12 protein-coding genes are annotated in these 22,782 nt (G+C 69.5%); 1 reads left to right on the top strand and 11 read right to left on the bottom strand.

Annotation, left to right across the window (positions count from 1 at the left end; translation table 11 throughout):
* Positions 1-148 precede the first annotated feature (148 nt).
* The 10 genes from ACGFT1_RS25475 to ACGFT1_RS25430 all read right to left on the bottom strand — a co-directional run bounded on the left by ACGFT1_RS25475 (position 149) and on the right by ACGFT1_RS25430 (position 19,782).
* Complete coding sequence (locus tag ACGFT1_RS25475; protein WP_373911291.1) at positions 149-727, bottom strand: fasciclin domain-containing protein; 579 nt, start codon at positions 725-727, stop codon at positions 149-151.
* Positions 728-987: 260 nt separating this feature from the next.
* Positions 988-1,890, bottom strand: a complete 903-nt coding sequence (locus ACGFT1_RS25470; protein ID WP_373911290.1) for a hypothetical protein — start codon at positions 1,888-1,890, stop codon at positions 988-990.
* Positions 1,891-2,318: 428 nt separating this feature from the next.
* Positions 2,319-3,344, bottom strand: a complete 1,026-nt coding sequence (gene sbnB / locus ACGFT1_RS25465; protein WP_373911289.1) for a 2,3-diaminopropionate biosynthesis protein SbnB — start codon at positions 3,342-3,344, stop codon at positions 2,319-2,321.
* Positions 3,345-3,398: 54 nt separating this feature from the next.
* Positions 3,399-4,178, bottom strand: coding sequence for an AzlC family ABC transporter permease (locus ACGFT1_RS25460; protein WP_373911288.1), 780 nt, complete (start codon positions 4,176-4,178; stop codon positions 3,399-3,401).
* 11 nt (positions 4,179-4,189) lie between these two features.
* On the bottom strand, positions 4,190-4,507 hold the full coding sequence (locus ACGFT1_RS25455) for an AzlD domain-containing protein (RefSeq protein ID WP_373911287.1): 318 nt from the start codon (positions 4,505-4,507) through the stop codon (positions 4,190-4,192).
* Between the two features lie 4 nt (positions 4,508-4,511).
* Positions 4,512-10,997 (bottom strand): amino acid adenylation domain-containing protein, encoded by a 6,486-nt coding sequence (locus ACGFT1_RS25450; RefSeq protein ID WP_373911286.1) that lies wholly within the window; start codon positions 10,995-10,997, stop codon positions 4,512-4,514.
* A 10-nt stretch (positions 10,998-11,007) separates the two neighbouring features.
* Positions 11,008-14,118 carry an amino acid adenylation domain-containing protein gene (locus ACGFT1_RS25445; RefSeq protein WP_373911285.1) on the bottom strand — a complete coding sequence of 1,037 codons (3,111 nt, stop codon included), beginning with the start codon at positions 14,116-14,118 and terminating at the stop codon, positions 11,008-11,010.
* A complete protein-coding gene (gene sbnA / locus ACGFT1_RS25440; protein WP_373911298.1) occupies positions 14,118-15,083 on the bottom strand; it encodes a 2,3-diaminopropionate biosynthesis protein SbnA in 966 nt (321 codons plus the stop codon). The genes ACGFT1_RS25445 and sbnA overlap by 1 nt, the downstream gene beginning before the upstream one ends.
* 1,317 nt (positions 15,084-16,400) lie before the next feature.
* Complete coding sequence (locus ACGFT1_RS25435) at positions 16,401-17,477, bottom strand: DUF1996 domain-containing protein (RefSeq protein ID WP_373911284.1); 1,077 nt, start codon at positions 17,475-17,477, stop codon at positions 16,401-16,403.
* 127 nt (positions 17,478-17,604) lie between these two features.
* Positions 17,605-19,782: a discoidin domain-containing protein gene (locus tag ACGFT1_RS25430; RefSeq protein WP_373911283.1), complete on the bottom strand. Its 2,178-nt coding sequence runs from the start codon at positions 19,780-19,782 to the stop codon at positions 17,605-17,607.
* Between the two features lie 720 nt (positions 19,783-20,502).
* Between ACGFT1_RS25430 and ACGFT1_RS25425 the strand changes: the two genes are divergently transcribed.
* On the top strand, positions 20,503-20,958 hold the full coding sequence (locus tag ACGFT1_RS25425) for a tellurite resistance TerB family protein (protein WP_373911282.1): 456 nt from the start codon (positions 20,503-20,505) through the stop codon (positions 20,956-20,958).
* Between the two features lie 387 nt (positions 20,959-21,345).
* On the opposite strand, the gene ACGFT1_RS25420 is transcribed toward ACGFT1_RS25425, so the two are convergent.
* A complete protein-coding gene (locus ACGFT1_RS25420; protein ID WP_373911281.1) occupies positions 21,346-22,419 on the bottom strand; it encodes an LAETG motif-containing sortase-dependent surface protein in 1,074 nt (357 codons plus the stop codon).
* Between the last annotated feature and the right edge of the window lie 363 nt (positions 22,420-22,782).

The raw sequence follows: 22,782 nt of genomic DNA, 5'->3' as shown, positions 1-22,782 counted from the left end.
GGCGCCGCCGCCCCCCCCCCCCCCCCCCCCCCCGCCTGTGGCGTCAGGAGGCTCGAACAGCCCGGCGCGCTCCGTGCCGGCTCACGGGCCGGCGGTCCGGATCGCAGCGCTGACCCGCGCCGCCGAAGGTGGGCCGGGGAGTGATGAGTCAGGACGGGGGCTGGAGGACCGCGTCAACGACGTAGATCGTGGCGTTGGCGGCCTTGATGTTGCCGCAGACGATGTTCGCCTTGCCGTTGACCTTGAAGTTCGTACCCGAACCCGATGTGGTCAGTTTGCTGCCTTCGACCGTCGTGAAGGAGCCCTTCGAGAGCTCGTCCGGGGTGATCTGCTTGTCCACGACGTGGTAGGTCAGCACCTTCTTGAGCTGACCCTCGTTGGCCAGCAGCGAGGTGAGTTGAGACGCCGTCACCTTCTGGAAAGCCTGGTCGTTGGGCGCGAAGATGGTGATGTCGGGCTTTCCGTCGAGGGTGTCGGTGAGTTTTGCCCTGACCGTGGCGGACACCAGCTGGCTGAGTCGCGGATACGCGGCCGCGGCTTCAACGACCTTGTCCTTGGCGGTGTCGGCCTTCTGGGAGAGCGCCGAACAGCCGGAACCGAACGTCCCCGAGGGGCTGGGCGACGCACCCTGCGCATGGCTTTGAGAGGCAAGACCTCCCAACGCGAGCGGAATGGCGACCACGGCTGCCGCGGCAGCCTTTGCTGTACGCGTGCGGGTGAAGCTCATCGCGACTTCCTCCCGTGGAGGCGAACACTGCGAAGGTTTGGACTGCGGAAGTCTTCGTTTCCGCTGGGCGGGGTACGGCGACTGACGCGCCCGGCCTCGAAGCAGGCCCCCGGCCACTCACCGAGCCTATCCAGCAGCCCCCCTCGACCGCATCTCGAAGCCGGACCCGGCGCCCGGTCGCCTTGTCCGTCCCGGCCGGCCGACTACGGCGCCAAGTCACACCTACGGCCCCGGGCACGCGCCCGGGGCCAGGTTCATAGTCAGCCTGCCTGCCGGGTGACCGGCTCCTGCTCGTCCTCGGCCGACCGGCCTGTGGTGCGGCGCTCCTGCACGTGGGCGTAGGACATCAGGCCGAACAGGACGGCGAGCAGGACGGCGGACGAGCCGGCGGTGCCGAGATCCAGGCCGCCCTTGGCGACCGGCTTGGTCAGGAAGTCACCGGCGGTCGCGCCCAGCGGGCGGGTGAGGACGAAGGCGATCCAGAACAACAGCACGTTCGGCACCGCGGGCACCTTCATCAGCACGACGAGCACGGCTAGCACTCCGGCCACGAGCAGCGCACCGCCCAGGTAGCCGAGGCCGGAGCTGTCGGAGAGGAAGTCGCCCATGGATGTGCCGAGGGTGTTGGACACGAGGATCGCCGACCAGAAGAGGGCCTCGCCCTTGAAGGTGACGATGTCACGGATCTGGAACGTCATCCCGCTCAGCTTCCAGGCGAGGAAGATCGCCAGGAGGATCGAGATCAGGATCGCCGCTCCCTCCGGGTAGCCGAGGCCGAGTCCCTGCGGACCCCAGCCCAGCTTCGTCGCGCCGTTCGAGAGGTACTTGGCGCTGGCGTCGCGGTTCATGAAGTCGGACATGGTCGTGCCTGCCATGGAGGTCGACAGGATCACGGTCCAGTAGAAGAACGGGTTGTAGTGGCTGGAGCGCAGCTGGACCACCAGCGTCACCACGAAGACCAGGAACAGCACGACCGTGGTCAGGAAGTAGCCGAGCTTCAGGGTCTGTGAGAAGAGGTCGCCCGCCGTCTCGCCCAGGGTCGTCGCGGCGATCTTCATGATCCAGAACGCCAGCGTGACCTCGGGAAGCTTCTTCATCACCGACTTGGTCGTGCTCGACGTGCCCGCCACGTCGAGGTCGGTGAGGACCTCCGGATTCTCCAACTCAACGTCTCCTGTCCGGTCGAAGGCAGGGCGCCCGTCCCGCCGAGCGGGGCGAGCGCCCTGACAGATGAGTCGGCCACCCGCGGCGGCCGAGATCCTCGACCGTGGCACAGAGAGCCTGAACGCATCCTGAACACGGACTGATCGGCAGGTCGGGCCGCGTGTCGAACCGCGTGCCGGACCGCGTGTCGAGCCGGGGAATCCGGCTCGACGACGTCCTTGCGCGACACGGCCGAGTACGCGTTCAGGCCCAGTGGTGAGGGCGGCGGGCGGCGGGGACCGCCCTCAGCAGGTGCTCACCGTCGGCTCCGCCGCAGTGACGTACATCGTGGCGGGCAGCCGGTTCGAGCGATGTCCTCCCTGGGCCATGAGCCGGCCGTGGGGATCACGGGCCGGGGCACCTGGAGCCGGCGCTTCCTCGGTGAGGGTCATGCGTAACGGCTGAGGTCGTGGAAGAACCCGGGGACGGGAGTCACCAGGCCCCGGCGGGTCGCTTCGCTGTAGACGTGCGCGCCCACGGCCAGGTCGAGCACTCCGAGACCGAACGGCGAGAAGACCACAGGGCGGTCGGCGGGGATCCGGACCTTGTCCTCCAGCACGTCGTAGAGCGTGCCGTCGATGAACGACCGGTCCCCGGAGGCCTGTTCGGCCAGGTGGGGGGAGGTCTGGGCCTTCAGGCAGTGCTCGACGTCGTCCACGATGTTGGTGGAGGACAGGATGATCTCCGGCGAGAGGTCCCGTAGCGAGATGTGGAGCACCGTCGGGTTGTGGGAGAACCACTCCACGTCCTCGACATGGGGTTCACCGGCGGTGGTGGCGAAGATGACCAGGTCGGAGGTGCGGACGGCGGTCTCGGCGTCGTCCACTACGACCACGGTGTCGCTGTGTCCCGTGCCGGAGACGTAGTCGGCGAAGCCGCGGGCGTACTCGGCGGCGTGGTCGTAGACGCTGATCGTGTCGAACTCCCAGCCGGTGCCGGACAGATACCGGTGGATGTAGCGGGCGATCAGGCCGGTGCCGAAGAAGGTGACGCGCCGGGGGCGTTCCCGCTCGGCATGGAGCCGGTCCGCGGCCAGCGCGGCGGAGGCCGCGGTGCGCGTGGCACTGACGATGGAGCTCTCCAGGCACGCGAACGGGTAGCCGGTGTCGTGGTCGTTGAGGATCAGGACGGCCGAGGCCCGGGGCAGCCCGGAGGCGATGTTGGCCGGGAAGCTGGAGATCCACTTGATGCCGTCGACACCGAACTCCGCGCCCAGGGAGGCGGGCAGGGCGATGATGCGGGAGTCCGGACGGTCGGGGAAGCGGAGGAAGTAGCTGGGGGGGTTGACGGTCTGCTGCCGGCCGTGGGCGGAGTAGGCCCTGGCGACGAGGTCGACGATGTCCTGCTCGTGGCCGTCGAGGACGTCATGGACGGTGGCTCCGCTGACGACGGAGAACTGAGGGGTGCCGGACAAGGCGGTGACTCCTTGAGAAGAACGGGGGCGACGGGGTGGTGGAAGGGGCGGAGGTCAGCTGTTCGCTGTCGGTTCCTGCTCCGGTGAGCTCTTCGGCGCGGTGTCCTCGGCCTTGACGCGGCTCTCCCACAGCGCCACGGTGACGGTCGCCGCCAGCGTGGCGCAGAAGAGGCCGCTCTGGTACGGCAGCCGGTGCAGGATCAGCGCCAGCACGCCGCCCAGAAGGCCGGCTGCGACGGCGCGCTTGCTGGTGAAGCAGGAGACGACCAGGCCGATGTACGTGGCGTAGATCGCGAAGTCGAGTCCCAGACCGTTGATGCGCGAGACGTCTTTGCCGAAGACGTAGCCGACCAGCGTGCTGGAGAGCCAGCCGGTGTACATCAGGACCGACGCGGCCAGGACGTACCAGTGCTGCTGGCCGCGCCGGTCGCCGGTGGTGCCGTCGTACCGTTTGGCGGCCAGGATGTAGATCGCGTCGATCATGCCGAAGGCCAGTACGGCGCGCCACAGCACCGGCAGATGCCGCAGGCGCGCCGACAGGGCGGCCGAGTAGAAGACGTGGCGCATGTTCACGACCAGGCAGGTCGCGACGATCAGGAACCAAGCCGTGCCGGCCGACATGAGCCCGGTGGCGATCATCTGGGCGGAGCCGCCGTTGACGAGGGCGCTCATCAGCATGGTGTCGAACAGGCTGAGCTTCGCCTGTTGTGCGACGGCGCCGAACAGCAGGCCGAACGGTAGGGCACCGAGCGCGAGGGGAAGCGCGTCGCGCAGTCCGGTGCGGATCTCCTGCCCGCGGCTCGGCAGCCGGGCGGGCAGCGCAGATGTGCTCATCGAGGGCTCCGTCACAGCAGCACCTTGGCCAGGGCGAACGAGGCGACGGCGGAGGCGAAGACCAGGAAGAAGTTGTCCTTCTTGAAGACGCCTACTCCGAAGCCCGTCAACGCGCCCACCAGGTAGGGCGAGAGCGGGCCCGGGGCCCCGGCCGGGGCCGGGGCGAGGACCACGGACGGCACGATGATCGCCATCAGGACGGCAGGCATCACGTAGGGCAGGGCCCGCTCGATGCCGCCCGGCAGCCGCTCCGGCCTGAGCGGGCCGAAGAAGCAGAACCGCAGGGCGAACGTCACCACGCCCATGAGCACGATGGTCACTGTGGTCATGACGTCACATCCCGAGGTCGGCACGCAGGACGGCGGCGATGCCCTCCGGGTGCGTGGCGTTGAGGTAGTGGCCGCCGCCGGCGCTGACCTCGACGCGCACGGTGTCGCTGAACAGTTCCCAGTTGCGTGCCGTCTCCTCGTGCCCCTGGGCGAGGGGGTCGTCCTCGGCCAGCAGAACGGTCAGCGGGCAGTCCAGGCGGCTGGTGGGCAGGGTGGACAGGGCCTGGTGGAAGGCGCGCGTCGCCTGGGCCGTGTCGTACTGGAAGGCGCGGGCCAGGTCCGTGCGTTCCTTGACGCCCAGGTCGGCGATGTCCTCCAGGCCGGTGTTGTCCACGAGCCAGTCCAGGATCTCCTGGTCCGACATGTCGACCACCTCGTTCGAGGCGTGGGCGGCGGGGTCCACGGACCTGAGCAGCTTGGCGACCACGAGCAGCCCCCGCACGTCCACTCCGCGCTCGCGGAGCCGGGGCACGGTGGCGAGGCCGACGGCGGAACCGGCGCAGTGGCCCAGGAGCATGACCGGAGAGTCGGCCGAGCGCTGTATCTCCTCGGCGAGCTGCTGTGCGAGCTGTTCCACCGGGACGGGCACGAGGCTGTCGTCGCTGGTGCGGGCGGGCAGCTCCACGCCGAGCACCCGGACCGGAGTTCCGGTCTGGGCGAGGTGCTTGGCGAGGGCGACGTAGCTGACCGCGCTGCCACCCGCGAAGGGCACGCACACCACGGTCGCTCGTGGCCGGGCGCACTCGCCGCCCGCGGCCGCGGTGAGATCGACCAGCAGGCCACGCCGGGTGCCGGACTGCTCCATGAGCCGCTGGGCCAGTAGCCGCGCCGTGGGGTGGGCCAGCAGGTCCCGCAGCGAGACGCGGCCTTCGGAGGCTGCCGCGACCTTCATCGCGGCCAGTGAGTGCCCGCCGATCTCGAAGAAGTTGTCCGTGACACCGACGGTCTCCGGAGCCTGGCCCAGCACGCCGGCGAACAAGTCCCGCACCAGGCGCTCGTGCTCGTCGGACGGAGGCACCACGTCGGTGCGGTCGGCGGCGGCCAGCTCATGGCGGCCCAGGGCCTTGCGGTCGACCTTGCCGTTCCCGGTGAGCGGGAACTCCGTCAGGCGCACCAGGATCTCGGGGTGCATGTAGGAGGGCAAGAAGGCGGACAGCTTGCCGTGGAACGCGGACAGATCGGGTTCCGCCGTGCCGCAGTAGAAGGCCACGAGCCGCCTCTCGCCACGCAGTTCGCGGGCCAGTGTGACGGCACCGGACACTCCTGGCAGCCGTTCCAGCACGCTGTCGATCTCGGACAGTTCGATCCGGTGGCCGCGTACCTTCACCTGGGTGTCGACCCGGCCCGCGCAGTCCAGGCTGCCGTCCGGCAGCCAGCGACCCACGTCACCGGTGCGGTACATGATCTCCGACCGGTCGTCGAGCGTGTTGGGGACGAAGACCGCGGCGGTGCGCTCCTCGTCGTTGACGTAACCGAGTCCCACACCGGCGCCGGTCACGCAGATTTCGCCGTAACTGCCGATCGGGCGCGGCGAGTCGTCGGGACCGACGACGTGGATACCCGTGTTGACGACAGGCCGTCCGACGGGAGTCCGGCTGTCCTCCACCGGGTGCTCGATGATGTGGTGCGTGACGTCGTCGGACGCCTCGGTGGGGCCGTAGGCATTGACGAGCGGGACGTCGTAGTGGGCGAACCAGCGGCGTGTCAGGGCGGGCGGCAGAGGCTCCCCCGTGACCATGTTGAAGCGCAGGTCGGGCAGGCCGGCCGGGCGCTGCTCGACCTCGGTGAGCAGTGCGTCCAGGTAGGAAGGCACGACTTCGAGGATGGTGATGCGGTCGTCGCGCAGGGCGGTGAGGAACGCGCCGGCCTCGACGATCTCGTCCTGCCCGTAGATCACGGTGCTGCCGCCGCACATCCAGGCGACGAGCAGCTGCCAGACCGAGATGTCGAAGCACTGCGTGGCGATCTGCGCCACCCGGTCGGCCGCGGTGAGCTTGAGGTCGATCTCCTTGGCCAGCAGGTGGTTCAGCATGCCCGAGTGGCGGATCGTCGCGCCCTTGGGCTCACCGGTGGAGCCGGAGGTGAAGATGATGTAGGCGACGTCGTCCGCACCGGGCCGGGTGGTGGGCGCGGCCGGGGCGACCGAGGCCGCCTGTCCGTAGGCGAGGACGTCGATCCCGTCGATCCGCTCGTCCAGCAGGCTTTGCAGGCGGGCGGCGTCCTCATCGGCCGCGACGACATGGCGGCAGCCGCTGCGGCGGAGCACGGAGGCGATGCGGTCGGCGGGGTAGGCGCGCTCCTGCGGCAGGTACACGGCGCCGCACTTCAGTACGGCGAGGACGGTCACCGCCCAGGCCGTGCCACGCGACAGCATGGTCGCCACCACGTCACCGGCGCGCACACCCCGGCCGGACAGGAAGGCACCGAAGCGGTCGGATTCCTCGTCCAGTTCGGCGTACGTCAGACTCTGCTCACCGTGCCGCACGGCGACCGCGTCGGGATGGCGCCGAGCCGACGCGGCGAACGCGTCGACGAAGGTGCCGTCGGGCAGGTCCAGGCGGGGCCCGCCGCTGAACTCCCGCAACGTGGCCAGTTCCCGGTGCCCCAGCAACGCGGGCAGTCGCAGCGGCTGTTCGGGATCGGCCGCGAGCAGGGCGAGTGCCTGCGTGTAGTACGTCCCCACGCGGGCCATCCTGGCCGCGTCGAAGACGTCCGGGTGGTAGTGGATGCTGAGCAGCACCTCGTCCGAGACCGCGTCCTGGGAGAACTCCGCACGGAAGGGGAATTCCGTCTGCGCGTTGACGACGGAACGGACCAGCGCGAAACCGTCCCGCTCCCCCAGGCTCTTGAGGACGTGGAAGTGCGTGAAGTTGAAGACCGTCTCGAAGAGCATGTCGCGGTTGCCGACGGTGCGTTTGATCTCCGCCATGGGGAAGCGGCGGTTCGGCAGCATGTCGCTCTCCGCCTCGTACACCGAACGCGCCAGGTCTGCCCAGGTGCCCCCCTCCGGCAGCCGCAGCCGGAACGGCACCGTGTTGAGGAACAGTCCGGGGACGGTCTCGCCGCCCTCCGCCTCCGGACGCCCGGAGTGCTCGTAACCGGTCAGTACGTCGTTCGTGCCCGCCACGAACCCGAGCACCGCCGTGTGCGCCGCGAGCAGGAGCGATTTGACCGGGATCCGCAGCTGGTGAGCGCGCTCGATCAGCCGGGCGGACAGGCCCTGCGGCAGTCCGACGTCGTGAATGACCACCTCGGGCAGGTCCTCGTCCGTCCGGGCCCCGGACCGGTGACGCGGCAGCAGCGTGCCCTGGGCCTCGTCCATCAGGTCCAGCCAGAAGGCGCGCTGCTCAGCGGAGTCCAGTGCCTGCCGTTCCAGGGCGATGAAGTCCCGGTAGGCCACGTCGTAGGTGCGGACCTCGGGGTCGCGGCCGTCGAGCAGGGCGAAGTAGGCGGTGAAGATGTCGCGGTGGATGGTGTTGACGCTCCAGCCGTCGAGGGCCGCGTCGTGGTAGCTGAGCGAGTACTGGAATTCCTCGGGTCCCAGCAGGTGCAGGTGGACGCGGACGAGGTCGGCGGTTCCGTGGACGAAGCCGGCGCGCAGTTCCTGCTGCGAGAAGGCCTCCAGAGCGGCCTGCTGCCCGGCGGCGGGGAGTCCGCGCAGGTCGTGGACGACCAGCGGGGAGGGTGCCTCCGCGTGCACCACCTGGATCGGTTCACTGAACCCGTGCAGGTGGAACGACGTGCGGAAAACCGTGTGGCGCCGCGCTACATGCTCGACGGCCCGCTCGAACACGCCGACGTCGACGCGCTCGCCGATGCGGTAGCTGAGGATGTCGTGGTAGAGACCCTCGACGTCGCTGCGGGTCGCCTCGTAGATCAGGCCGACCTGGAGCCGCGACATCGGGTAGGCGTCGACGGCGTGCTGCGGCAGGACCGCTCGGTCGGCCTCGTCGAGCAGTGCGAACGGTTCGACGGCAGCCGGGGCGTCGGGCTCCGTCCCGGTGGACTCCCCGGTCTCGAGGACGTCGGCGAGTTCGCCCACCGTCGGGTGGGCGAAGAGCGCCTGGAAGGAGAACCGCAGACCCGCCGCGCGAGCGCGGGCCAGGACGGTGATGAACTTGATCGAGTCGCCGCCGAGCGCGAAGAAGTTGTCGTGGACGCCGACCGTCTCCACGCCGAGCACATCGCCCCAGATGGCGGCGAGCGTCTGCTCCGTGGGCGTGCGCGGCGCCACGAGGGGAGCCGCGCCGGCCGGGTCGGTGCCCGCGACCGCGGGCTGCGGCAACGCCTTGAGGTCACGCTTGCCGTTGTGGTTGGTGGGGATGCCTTCGACCTCGACGATGTACTGCGGAACCATGTAGGACGGCAGTTCCGCGGCGAGATGCCGACGCAGCGCTTCGGTGCCGAACCCGGCTCCGGCGACCACATAGGCGACCAGGGCCCTGTCCCCGGAGGCGTCCTCCACAGCGGTCACGGCGCAGTCGGTGACGCCGGGGCAAGCGCCCGCCACATGCTCGATCTCACCCAGCTCGATGCGGTACCCGCGCACCTTGACCTGGGTGTCGATGCGGCCCAGGTACTCGACCGTCCCGTCGGGGAGCCAACGTGCCAGGTCGCCCGTGCGGTAGATGCGGCCGGTCGGCCCGAACGGGTCGGGCAGGAATCGCTCCGCGGTCAGCTCGGGGGCGTTGAGGTAGCCACGTGCCAGACCCACTCCGGCGATGCACAGCTCGCCTGGTGTGCCCACCGGGGCGAGGGCCCCGGTGCTCGTCCGTATGTGGAGGCGGATGTTGTCGATGGGGCGCCCGATGGGGATCGACCGGGTGCTGTCCACCGTGGCGCACGGCTGGCAGGTGACATCGACGGCGGCCTCGGTGGGGCCGTACAGGTTCACCAGCTGCGCATGGGAGCCGATGACGTCCTGGAACGACCGGGCGTGCGCGACGGCGAGCGCCTCACCGCTGGCGAAGACCCGGCGTACGGTGCCCAGCTTGTCCTCGCTGCCGGCCGCCGAGACGTACTGGAGGAACGCGTTGAGCATGGGGGGCACGAAGTGCAGGGTGGTCACACCGGCAGCGGCGACGCGCTCCACGATCCGCTCCGGGTTCTTCTCCTCGCCGTTGGGCAGCGTGACCACGGACGCCCCCGCGATGGACCACCAGAAGATCTCCCACACCGAGACGTCGAAGGTGAAGGGCGTCTTGTGGAGGATGACGTCCTCACTGCCCAGGGGGAACGCCCGCTGCATCCACCACAGGCGGTTCACGATGGCGCGGTGCTCGACCATGACGCCCTTGGGCTTGCCCGTGGAACCGGAGGTGTAGATGACGTACGCGAGGTCATCGGGCCCGCTGAGCGGCTCCGGATCACCCGGGTCCGTGTCGTTGTCGTACGCGGCCGTCACATCGACGTTCCGGCGGCCGGCGACGACCTCTCGGGTCTCGTCCGTGGTCACGACGAGGTCGGTGCGGCTGTGGTCGAGGATGTAGTCGATGCGGTTGCGCGGCAGGGCGGGATCGATCGGCAGATAGGCGCCCCCCGCCTTGAGGACGGCGTAGATCGCCACCAGCGTCCGGGGCGAGCGCGGCACGCAGACGCCCACCACGCTGCCGGCCCGGACACCGCGAGCGCGCAGGGCCCGGGCGAGGCGGTTGGCGGCCGCGTTCAGCTCGCCGTAGGTCATGCCGTCGTCGGCGACGGCGGTCGCGTCCCGCGTGTCCGCCGCCCGCTCCTCCAGGAAGCTGTGCAGCGTGTGCGTCTCCGGGAACGGCGCGTCGGTGTCGTTGAACTCGGTGTTGATCGTGGCCAGTTCCGCCTCGTTGGCGGCGAGGCGTGCCGCCAGTGGTGCTCCGGGATCGGCGAGCAGCGCGGCGAACAGCTCGGTATACGTGTCGGCGAGCCGCTGCGCGGTGGGGGCGTCGAACAGCCGGGGGTCGAAGTGGACGACGACGGCGTCGGCCTGTACGTCGAACAGGAACGGGCAGCCCGCCTGCTCGGCGTGGTCCGGAGTGAGCCGGGAGTCCAGCGTCAGCATCAGGTCGCTGGGCTGTTCCTTCTCGTGCCGCAGAAGTTCCAGAACGGGGATGTCGAGGTGCTCGGTCGCCTTCAGGTAGCGCGCCCGCACCGAGGTGAGGAGGTCGCGACCGGTCTGACCGGGTGAAACCGGGACCGGGAGCGGTACGGTCGCGTCGGCGGCCGGAAGGAAGACGGTGACGTCCTGCCGGTCGGTGGCCCGAGCGGCCAGGAGCGCGAGGACCGTACCGGCCAGCACACGCCGCAGCATCGGGTCGCCGCCGGTGAGCTTGCCGGCTGCCGCGATGGCCGGGGCGGGAATCCCGGCCCGCGCGTGATGGCTTCCACCGGGGTGCCCGCGCAGGTGGTCGCGGACCAGGACGGTCGGCTCGGTCCACGCCTGCCGTTGTCCCTGCCAGTACTCAGCCTGCTCGGGGTGGGCGCGCAGCGCCTGCTGAAGTGCGATGACGTTACTCATGGAGCGGTTCCTAGAATGCGAAGTCGGCGGCGGGTGCGGCGGGCGGGGCCGTCGTGGGCGTCGGCGGGAAAACGGGCAGGCCGGGGAAGTGCAGCACCTCGTCGAGGGCGGCCACGACCTGTTCCAGCAGTGATTGCGCGGACTGCCGCGTGAACAGAGCGGTGGAGTATTCGAGTTCGAGGCACAGACCGTCAGGACGCTGATAGGCCTGCAGGTTCAGGTCGAAGCGGCTGGTTCCCGGATGCAGCAACGAGACCGTGACGCGGCGCCCGTGCTTGCGGAAGGCGTAGAAGTCGATGTTCTGCAGCGCGAAGAACGCGTCGAACAGCGCGTTGCGGCTCAGATCCCGCTGGGACACCACCTTCTCGACCAGCCGCTCGAACGGGTAGGCCTGGTGGGTGAGCGCGTTGCGGTGTTCACGGCCGGCTCGGCCCAGCAGCTCGCCCAGCGTCGTGCGGTCGTCGATCCGCAGGCGCAGTGGCACCGTGTTGACGAACATGCCGATCACACGGTCGACATCGGGATGCACCCGTCCGCTCATCGGGCAGCCGACGACAAGGTCGCGCTGCCCGCTGAGCCGGGCCAGTACGGTGGCGTAGGCGATCAGCAGGACGGAGAAGTCGGTGACCGAGTGAGCGGCGGCGCACCGGCGGACGGCATCCTGGCACGCCGTCCCCAGCTCGCGCCGTACGACGGCACCCCGAGAGCTGCGGATGGCGGGGCGAGGGTGGTCCGTCGGCAGGTCCAGCGGTGGAGGAGCGTCCCGCAACGTGTCCAGCCAGTACGCATCGTCCTGCGCGAACCGGCCTTCCTCCAGCTCCCGGGCGAGCCACCGGCCGGCCGCGGCGTAGCCGGTCGCCGGTTCCTCGGGCTGGACGCCGACGTAGAGGTCGAAGAGCTCGTCGACGAGGAGAGCGAGCGACACACCGTCGAAGACGATGTGGTGGACATCCAGGTAGAGGCGGTCGTCGCAGCCTTCTCCCTGGACGAGTGATGCGCGTATCAAGGGGCCCGTCCCGAGGTCGAAGGGACGGACGAACCGGGCGACGACTTCGTCGTCCGTGGGAACCTCCGATCTGGACAGGACGTCGAGCGGCACGGTCACCGCACTCTGGACGTCCTGCCGGACCCGGGGGGCGCCGTGGGCGTCCAACTCGGTGACGAACCGTGTGCGCAGAGCATCGTGCCGCGCCGTCAGCGTGTGCAGGGCGGCCCGCAACCGCTCGGGGTCCAGCTGCCCGCTCACGTCCAGACGCGCCGGGATGTTGTACGCGAGCGACTCCTCGTCGGCCTGCCACAAGGCGTAGAGACCACGCTGTTGCGGATGCAGGGGAATGTCACCGCCGGCCGGTACACCGGGGATGGGGGCGAAGTCCCCGGCGTCGCCGTCCGCCACGGCGCGAGCCATGTCGCGCAGCGTGCGCGTGGCGAAGAGCTCCTGGAAACTCAGCGCCGCGCCCAGAACGCGCCCGATCCTTCCGATGAGGGCTCCGGCGGTGATGGACGTGCCGCCGAGTTCGAAGAAGTCGCTGTCCGGGCCGATCGCTTCGGGCTCGGTGTGCAGCACCTCCGCCCAGAGACCGGCCAGCTTCTCCTCCTCGGGGCTCAACTGCCCGGAGCGGGGGCGGACGGAGACGGCCGGAGAGGGGAGCCGGGCGGTGTCGACCTTGCCGTTGGCGTTGAGCGGCAGCCGGGGTACGCGCACGATCCGGTCCGGGCACATGTAGGCGGGCAGACGACGCCTCAGCTCCCTCAGGACACCGTCCTCGTCGCAGGCGGCGTCCGTGACGGCGTAGCCGGTCAACCGCTTGCCCGTACCGGTCTCATGGACGACGGTGTGGGCGTCGCGCACGCCCGGTACGTCCAGGAGGGCGCTGTTGACCTCCTTGACCTCCACCCGGTGGCCGCGGATCTTCACCTGGTCGTCGGTACGGCCGTGGAAGTACAGCACGCCCGTGGGGTCGGCGCTGACCAGGTCGCCGGTGCGGTAGTAGCGCTCGCCGTCGAGCACGCGGAAACTGTTCGCCGTGGCATCGGGGTTGTGCAGGTAGCCGCGCGCCAGCCCCAGGCCGCCGGTGAACAGTTCGCCGATCTGTCCGGCCGGCACGGGCCGCAGGTCGCTGTCGAGAACGCGGGTGGTCGTGCCGGTGACCGGACGGCCGATGGGAATGGCCGACTCGTAGACGCGGTCGACGGGGAAGACGGTCGTGAAGGTGGTGTTCTCCGTAGGGCCGTAGCAGTTGAGGACCCGCAGATCCGGGCAGGCGCCGAGCACCCTGTTCACGTGCGGACAGGAGAGGGTGTCGCCTCCCACGAGGAGCGTGCCGAGGCCCTCGAACAGCGACACGTCCTCGTCGACGAGTTGGTGGAACAGCGGCGCGGTCAGCCACAGGACGGTGGTCCCGGCCTCCCGCAACGCCAGTTTCAGACGCTGAGGGACGACCAGCGTCTCCTGGCCGACGATGTGCAGGACGGCCCCGTTCAGGAGCGCGCCCCAGATCTCGAAGGTCGAGGCGTCGAACTCGAGGGCTCCGGTCAGCAGGAAACGCTCGTCCCGGGAGAACGCGAAGTAGTCCGTGTCCTTGACGAGGCGCACCACCCCGCGGTGTTCCACCATGACGCCCTTGGGGCGCCCGGTGCTGCCGGAGGTGTACATCACGTAGGCGAGCGCATCCGACGGGATCCGGGGCGGTTCGTGGGCCGTCGGCGCGGCGTCATCGGCGAGCAGATCGGGGAGCGTGCGCAGCGCGGTGCCTTCGGGGAGTGCGTGGCGCACCGCCCCGGCGGCTTCCGGTGCGCACACCACCAAGGGCGTACGCGCGTCGCTGAGTACGCGGTTGAGCCGCTCCGCGGGGAAGTCCGGATTGACGGGGAGGTAGGCCCCGCCGGCCAGAACGATCCCCAGCATGCAGACCACGGCGTCCGCGGACCGGGGAAACGCCATGGCGACGAGTGTCTCGCGGCCGACCCCGAGTCCGCGCAGGCGTCCGGCCACGCGATGGGCCTCTTCACGCAGTTCCCGGTAGGTCAGCCGGTGGTCACCGAAGACGACCGCTGTTGCGTCCGGCGACTGCTGCGCCTGCTCTTCGAACAGCCCGATGAGGTTGTGCTGCTCGGTCATCAGATACCCACCTGGTTGTCTACCGCCTGTACCGCCGGACGGCGTCGAGTGATCTGTCCTGCGCCGCCACCCAGATCGAACCGGTCCTTGACCCATTCGTCGTCGTAGATGGAATCGAGATAGCGTTCACCGAGATCAGGAGAGATCGCGACGACCGGCATGTCGACCCTTTCCGTGGAAATGCGGTGCATCATCCCCGCGAGAACGGTTCCCGTGGAGCCACCGAAGAGATAACCTCGTCCGGCCATGGTCCGGCACATGCGGATCGTGTCCACTTCCGGAACCATGATGATCTCGTCGATGACACTCTCGTCGACGATCTCCGGGCGCCGCCCTGTCCCGATTCCCGGTATGTGCCTCGGCCCGGGCGGCTCACCGAAGGTCACGGAACCGACACTGTCGATGGCGACGATCTTGGCCGGGTGCCCCACCTGCTTCAGGTAGCGCGCGCACCCCGTGAGCGTGCCGGTGGTACCGGCTCCGATGAACACCATCTCCGCGTCGGGGTGGGCCTTCGCGATCGACGGGCCGGTGGTCTTGTAATGGGCGAGCCAATTGCTGTCGTTGGCGTACTGGTTGAGCCAGAGCACGTCCGGTTCACGTGCGCAGAGGTCGGCGACATACCGGATGCGGGCACCGAGCAGCCCCTCGACGGGATCAGGCTCGTCGATGACGACGACGTCAGCGCCGTACACACGCATGAGACGCAGGTTGCGTTCGTTGCAGCGGTTGTCGGTGACGCAGATGAAGCCGTACCCACGATCGGCGGCGATCATGGCGAGCGCCACCCCGAGGCTCCCCGAGGACGACTCGACCATGCGCCCACCCGGCTGGAGAAGCCCCGACCGCTCCGCGGAATCGACCATTTCAGCCGCAGCCTTGATCTTCACGGACCCGGCGAGGTTGAGACCCTCGCACTTCAGATGCACTCGACGATCGAGGACCTGCGAGAGATCGAGGTAAATCCCGTCCGGAACATATTCCGAAGGGGAAGCTATTGAGCGGACATCCGTGGAAGCATGGGCAGCGCGGACCCCTGATGCCCCGTGAATTATCTCTGTCATCACTTTCCGATTTTGCGGCGCACTGCGGACGCCCCGTCCGCCGAGAGGCCACGGCCGAGCCCAGCCGCACGCGTACAGAGCGATCGGTGTCCGATCAACGAGAACGAGAGCACGCTATACAAACGAACATACGAACGCGAGCGCCCATGCGGCTTTCACATTGGGAGGAACCTACAATCGCTTTACAGATATAGACATGCTTCAGATGAAATGTCCGGATTACAAATACATACCGGCACACGGGAGGTAATGTCATCACTCTGGGTAGCGATACCGCTACACCGAACCGTGGCAGACCGCGTAAATGCAAGGCGGCCCCTGGAGCGACCTGATGACGGGTCAACCCACGGGGGCTCACTGCAGCTTGACCAAATCTTGGGGTTTGATGCGTCCGGCGGTGCGCTTGACATGCTTGTCATCCCCATCGCGCATCCGGTCGAACAACGTCAGGACCGTCCTCTGTCCTGCTGGGCACTTCCGAGGCATCCGCCGCGTCCCGCAGTGCGCGCACGGCGGGGACGTCCCGGTTCGCCGGGAGCCATGCCAGGCAGGACACCGAGTTGCCCAGCTCCGGGCGTCCACGCAGACGAGCCCCGGACGTGGGTACAGGCGCCGCGCGATCCCGCGGCGAGTTCGATGCCCTGGAAGCCGGAGGACAACGGGGAGCCGACGCGCAGCCTGCCGCTTACGGCGCACGCAGGCTGCTCGGGCGCCCGAAGCAGCCTCCCCATGGCTCCGAGCACCTCGATGAGCATCCGTGCGGCTGCGCGGCCGAAATGCAGTTCCTCCGCCAGCACGAGCACATGCCGGTCTCTGCGACGGCGGGGTTGCCGCGCTACGCCTGTACTTCACTGCCGACGACCTGAAAAGAATACGGATATCACGCGGTCCTGATGCCATGTGGGAGATCGTCTGCAGCATCTGCCGTTCGCAGACGGACCCGGGGCGGGCGGATTTCGGCGTATGGCGGAACGCCACCAGCCGCAACTCGGGAAAGAACCTCATCCACACCGTCACGCCGCTGGGACGCACGCTCCTCGACGGAGCCTGACGTGTCCTCAAGTCGCGCGCCGGGCAACGCTGCGGCGCGTGCGTCGGCACCATCTCGGGAGAGCCGCCCGCGGGCTGTCGCAGCCCGGCCGGCACACCCGAGGGCCCGGCCTGTCCCCGCGCGGTGCGCACGGGGACAGGCCGGGCCGAGCGGATCGGGGCCGCCGGTCAGGGCAACCGGTAGTCCTGGTTCAGGGCCGCGCCCGCCTCCGGGTGCGTCTGGTCGTACCCGCGGGCGTCGCACTGGAGGCCGCCCACGACGCAGTGGTCGACCAGAGCCTTGAGCGTGCGGTCCTCCCAGCCGTTGAAGAAGTCGTAGTGGAAGGAGTAGCCGCGGCCGCTGGCCAGGCGCACCTGCGACATGTCGCCGTTGACCGGGAACGCCATCTTGAACTCGATCATCGGCACGGCGACCGGATGGTCGGCGGGGCACATGTTGTCGTTGGTGCCGGGCTTGACGACCGGGTAGGCCATGTGGCTCTGGTGGTCCGGTGTGTCGAGGTACTTTCCGTCCCAGCAACTGGGGGCCTGGAAGCGGATGTTGAGCTGGACGTCGGCCCGGTCGGGGCAGGTCGCGGGGAAGTCGGTGTTGAAGTAGCTGTCACCGCACTCCCAGCCCTCGACGAACCCCTTGAGGTGGCGGAACTCGTCGGCGCTCTGCATCGGGCTGCCCACGACGAACCGCAGGCCCTTGGGGAAGGGGCGCACGCTGGTGTAGTCGGTGACGCCCGCCTTGTAGTAGATGGTCTGCGGGCCGATGGGGAGGATCTTCTGGTCGCCCTTGAACAGCGAGGGCATCCAGTACGCGGAGGCGTCGGCGGGCGCCTTGCAGGTGGTGGCGCCGCCGTCGAGCGAGGCCGTGGTGCTGTACGCGTCGGTCGAGGTGTTGCCCATGAAGGTGTGGTCGTGGGACCTGCCGGGCTGACCCGGGTAGACGATGGGGTCGTCGGGGGCGGTGTGCGTGACCGAGCAGTTCGCCTGGAACTCGTGGAAGTAGCGCGGCGGCGGCGTGGCCGTGGACGGCGTGACACCGGTGACCTGGGGAACGGCCGGTATGTAGCCGTCGCCGTCCGGGTCGTCGGCGGACGCCTGGGTGGACACGGCCATCGTGTGCCCGGTGTGGGCGACGGTGGCGGACGCCGTGACGCCGGTGCCGGCGGCGGCGATGGTGCCCACGCCGAGGACGCTGGCGAGCAGTGCGGTGCCGAGGAGGAGTGCGGGGAGTCGTTCCGGACTCGATCTCATGGGGGTCTCCTGCCCATGGGGGGTGGGAAGGGCGCCCGCGCGCGGGTGTGCGTCGCGCGGGTGGTGCGATCGGTGCGGTGGAGGCGGAACGCGTGCGGGTTCCGCCGCGCCGTCCGGGGCTCAGCCGTCAGCTGTAGATCCCCAGCTCGTGCAGGGAGTAGCCGTAGCTCGTGCCGCGCGCCGTCAGCTGCAGGCGCACGTAGCGGGCGGAGGCCGAGACGTCGAGGGTGTCGACGTCACCGTCGCCGGCGGTCGTGGAGTACACCGAACGCCAGTTGCCGCCGTCGTCGGAGACCTGCACCTCGTAGGACTTGGCGTAGGCCGGGTCCCAGACGAGCTGGAGCTTGCGCAGGGCCTTGGACGCGCCGAGGTCCACCTGGAACCACTGCGGGTCGCTCCAGTCGCTGGCCCAGCGGGTCTCGGGGCGGCCGTCGACGGCCAGTGCCGGGGTGCAGGGGCAGTCGCCGTAGGACTGCTGGGAGGAGGATGCGGTCGCGGGCCGGTTCAGCGCCAGGTCGGTCCCGCTGACCGGCGGGGCGACGACCTTGACGGACCTGGTCTCGATGCCGGCGTTGCCGTGGCCGTCCTCGGCCTGGACGTAGACCTTCCACACGCCGAGCTTCCGGGGCGCGGTGACGGCGAAGTCCCCGCTGCCGGTGGAGCGCCACTGCGCCGGGACGAGGCTCTTGTCGCCGCTCGCGTAGTTGCCGCTGAGGAAGACCTTGTACGTGATGGGGTCGCCGTCGGGGTCGCGGACGTCGGCGTGCAAGGTGAACTCGCCGCCGGCAGGGGCGGAGGATGCGGGGTTGACGGTCATGTTGCTGATGACGGGAGGGGTGTTGCCGCCGGCCGTCGAGCCGGTGTACGCCTTCTTGACGGCGTAGTACGACAGCCGCTTCAGCCCGCCGGGCACGAGGTTGAACCAGACGCCGCCGAAGTCGTGTTCGGTGCCGTAGTGGAAGAGGGTGGCGCCCAGGGCCACGCCCTGGTGGCCGGTGACGCAGTTCCAGGCCCTGGTGTAGCCGTCCGCCTTCTGCACGTCGGTCGGTTCGTCGGGGATGCCGTTGGCGTCGTCGGGCACCTCCCACTCGCCGGCCGGACCGGTCTCGGTGATGATGTAGGGCTTGGTGTAACCGCCGTCGATCCAGTCCTGGCGGACCTTGCACACGTTGTTGTAGGAGTTCATCGCGTACAGGTCGAGGTCGGGTGCGTTGCGCTTGTAGTACGGCCAGGCGCCGGTCCACGCGTCGGTGGAGGTGACCGGGTGGTCGGGGTCGATGCCGTGGATCTTCTTCGCGACATCGTTGACGAAGCTGGTGTAGGCGTTGCGCTGGGCCTCCAGTTCGCTGCCGCTGTAGCAGTTCTGCAGTCCGAGGACAGACTCGTTGCCCACGTTCCACATCAGCGTCGCCGGATGGCTCTTGTAGGCCTCCACCCACTTGGCGAACTCGGTCAGCGAGTTGTTCTTGTACGTCGTGTCGGTGACGTAGTCGACGCAGCCACCGGCGCCCGGGCCGCCGCCGGGCTGGAGCCAGAAACCGTTGATGACGCGGATGCCGTTGGCCGCCGCTGCGTCCAGGAGCGGCTTGGTGGAGGCGTCGGTGCCCCAGGTGCGGATCGTGTTGGCCCCCATGGCCTTGACGTCCGGCAGGTACGTGGGACCGTCGGAGGCCGCCGGCCCCCAGGTGACGCCCTTGACGGTGTACGGCTGGCCGCCCGCCGTCAGGCGCCAGTTGCCCTGGGTGCCCTCGATCTTGACGGTGCCGCCCGGGGGCGGCGGGGTGGTGCCGCCGGCGGAACCGTAGACCTGGAACTCCCACAGCGAGTACCCGTATCCGCCGGACCGGGCCAGGCCCTGCATGCGGACGTAGCGGCCGGTTCCGGAGACGGTGAGGTCGTCGGTCCCGCCGTCGCCGCCGGTCACCGTCTTCAGGGTGTGCCAGTCGGTTCCGTTGTCGGACGCCTGGATCTCGTAGTCCTTGCCGTAGGCCGATTCCCAGGTCAGGACGACGCGGTCGAGGTTCGACGTCTGGCCGAGGTCGACCTGGAGCCACTGCTGGTCGCTCCACTGGCTGGCCCACCGGGTTCCGGTCAGGTCGCCGTCCACCGCGGCGGCGGCCGAGTAGCCGGCTCCTTCCTGCGAGGAGGCGGTGGCGGCCCTGCCCTGGGACAGCAGGGCGCCGGCCGCGTGCGCGCTCGGCGCGAGGGCGACGGTGAGCGAGGACGCGACAAGTGCGCCGAGCACGAGAAGGGAAACGCCGGCGCGGCGTGGGAGGGGGGTGATCGTGGGAGGTGGACTGGACACGGATCCTCCTGACGGGTCGGTGCGGGTGCGGCCCCTTAGGGCCGGTGTGCGGGGCGGGCTCGGCCGGCCCGGAGGGAGTGGGTGCACGGGGCCGCTGGTCGTCTCCCAGGGAGCGAGGTCGGGGCGGAACGCATGGGAGAGCGCTCTCCGGAACCATGCCCGGCCCTCACGACTCGGTCAAGAAGGTGAACCCCCTTTTCTTTAGCCTTCACTTAAGCCGACTGCTCCGCCTCGTCACTCACGGCTACGCCACCGGCCATGCCCGCGGCGCCACCACACACGCAGTCGGACACCTGCTCCGACTCCCGGTGAGGGTCCAAGGGTTCTCCCCAGCCATCCGGTGGGCCGCCGGCGTCCTCGCCCTGGCCGCGGCCAGCCGGTTCCGGCGCCGGACCCCGGGCAGCTCGCATGCCGCGACGCGTGCCGGCTGCCGGAGCCCCGGCACGGGTACCGCCATCGCGACGGGCGCCGTCGGGCCGGCCGCTGATGTCGTCGGTGGCGTGGTGGAAGGCGAAGTCTTCGACGCCGTCGGCAACTTCTTCACAGCGGCGACGAAGAAGAAGGCTGAGCCGGAACGTCGAGGGGGCGTCGTTCGTAGACAGGAGGGGGAAGAGCCCTGGCTCAATGCCCCTTCCTGTCAGTTTCTCGTTGTTGCAGAAGGGGCTGCTGCTCCGGCCGCTCCCCCGGCCGGGCACACCTCACAACCCTTACGGAGTTCGCATGGCCCTGTGGGACCGCTTCAAGGAGTCCGCGTCGACGATGCAGACCCAGCTCATAGCGAAGAAGAACGACCTGAAGAGCGGCGCCTTCCGCGACGCGAGCATGGCGATGTGCGCGCTGGTCGCGGCGGCCGACGGCACCGTCGATCCATCCGAGCGGCAGCGCGTTGCCCAGCTGATCGCCAGCAACGAGGTGCTCCAGAACTTCCCCGCGGACGACTTGCGGCGCCGCTTCGAGAACAACCTGGACAAGCTGACCGCCGACTTCGCCTTCGGCAAGGTCAGCGTGCTACAGGAGATCGCCAAGGCGAAGAAGAAGCCGGCCGAGGCCCGCGCTGTCATCCAGATCGGCATCGTCATCGGCGGCGCCGACGGCGACTTCGACAAGACCGAGCAGGCCGTGGTCCGCGAAGCCTGCTTCACGCTCGACCTGCCGCCGCACGAGTTCGACCTCTGACCGACCACTGCCCACCATGCCGGGCCGGCGCGAACGACGTCCGGCCCGGCGGCGAGGTCTGCGCTCCGCCTCGTCACCGGATGCCGACGGAGACGAAACCCGCTCCGCCTGCCGGGCAGTCGGGCGGTGCCGGGCCACCGTGTGCGGCGCCGGATGCGCGGTGCTGCACGCAAGGAGGCGTCAGGCCTCTGTCCGGCCGTGACGATCGGCTCACGACCCGGGATCGTGCCGGTACCGCGGTTCACGGCCCGCCCCGGTGCACCACCCGAGGGGCGGCCCCTCTTCCCCACACCCGCCGCCCCTTCGGCGCATGTCCCGCCCGTGCCGAAGAGGCCGCGCCCCTGATCACCGCAGGCTGCGGCTCGCTCGCCCGCAGCATGCCGTCGGTCAGGCGGCGGTGTCGGAGTTGGAGGCCTTGCGTCGCCGCACGAGGAACACCGCGCCCGCGCCGACCGCCACGGCGGCGCCGCCCGTGAGGGCGATGGCCGGGAGGGCGGAGTTCGAGCCGGTCTGGGCGAGGTGGCCCTGGGGTTCGATCCTGTTGTCGCCCGCGGGCTTGTGCGGCAGCGGCTTGTTGCCGCCCTGCGGCTTGGCGTCGCCGGGGTCGCTGGGGGCGGAGCCGGCCTTGAGGATGTCGAACTCGTAGAAGCTGTCGTCGCCGGAGAAGACGCAGTTGCCCGCGTCGTCGGCGTACATGCCGATGCTGACCGCGTAACCGAGGCCGGCCGGGGCGGTCTTGTCCACGGCCAGGCGCAGGTCGATGGAGAAGGACTCCTTGGCCTTGACGTCGGTGTAACCCAGGTAGCCGGCGCCCTCGTCGTTCTCGTCCAGGGAGATGTCGACCCACTTGCCGGAGGACGGGTCCTTGTACTGGAGGACGAGGTGGGTGGTGTCGACGAAGTAGTTCTTCTCGTCCATCTGGGCGGTGAACACACCCAGGTCGACGCGCTGGTAGGCGTGAGTGCCGCTGTTGCTGACGTTCAGCTCGAAGTCGTGGAAGCCACTGCCCGCCACGATCTTCGACGGCAGGCCGGAGAGGGTGGTGTGCAGGTCGTTGTCGGCCCTCGGCTCGTCATCGTCGGCGCACTCGGTGGGGAACCCGGAGGGAGAGGCCGAGGCCGAGGGGGAGGCTGAGGGAGAGCCCGAAGTCGAGGGGGAGGCCGATACCGAGGCCGAAGCGCTGGGTGCGGCCGCCTCGGAGGCGGTCGGGCTGGACGTGCCGGTCCCCGGGGCGTCGTCCGTCGCGGGCGTGGACTCCTCCCCGGACGGGGTCGTCTCGCCGGTGGCCGGGGTGGTGTCGTCGGCCGCGGGCGCGGACTCCTCCTCGGTAGGGGCCGTCTCGGTGACGGTGGGCGACGGGCTGTTGTCATCCGACGCGTAGGCGGCCGGGGCCGCCAGCAGGACAGCCGGGGCGATGGCGGCTGTCGCGGCGGCCAGGGCCAGGGAACGGCGAAGCTTCATGCGAACCTCAGGGACAGGAGGGACCGATGTGTTCGCACACATGACCCACGGGCACCCCGAAGAGTTGCCCGGGCCTCACACGATCTTTATGTGACATGGATCATGCAGGCGGGGGCGGGCGCGACCGGACGGGTGCCGGCGCGGCGACGCCGGACCGGCGGTGCGGCGATGCCGCTCCGTGCGGTGGTGGCCACGCAGCCTTGCTGGCGAGCGTCGGGGGCGCGCTGTCCAGGCCAGCGAGTCGTGACGCTTTGCAGTTGGCAAGCGCCACACAGGTCGGGCGGCAAGTTGTTCCCGCGAGAAGTGGTCCGTCACAGGAAGTTTTGGAGCAGCTGGTTGCGGGGCGCGGTGTGGTTCAGCTTC

The organism is Streptomyces sp. Y20, from assembly GCF_043195475.1.
Classification (GTDB): Bacteria; Actinomycetota; Actinomycetes; order Streptomycetales; family Streptomycetaceae; genus Streptomyces.
Note: the sequence above shows the minus strand (reverse complement) of the source record. Positions and strands in the feature narration are given on the sequence as shown.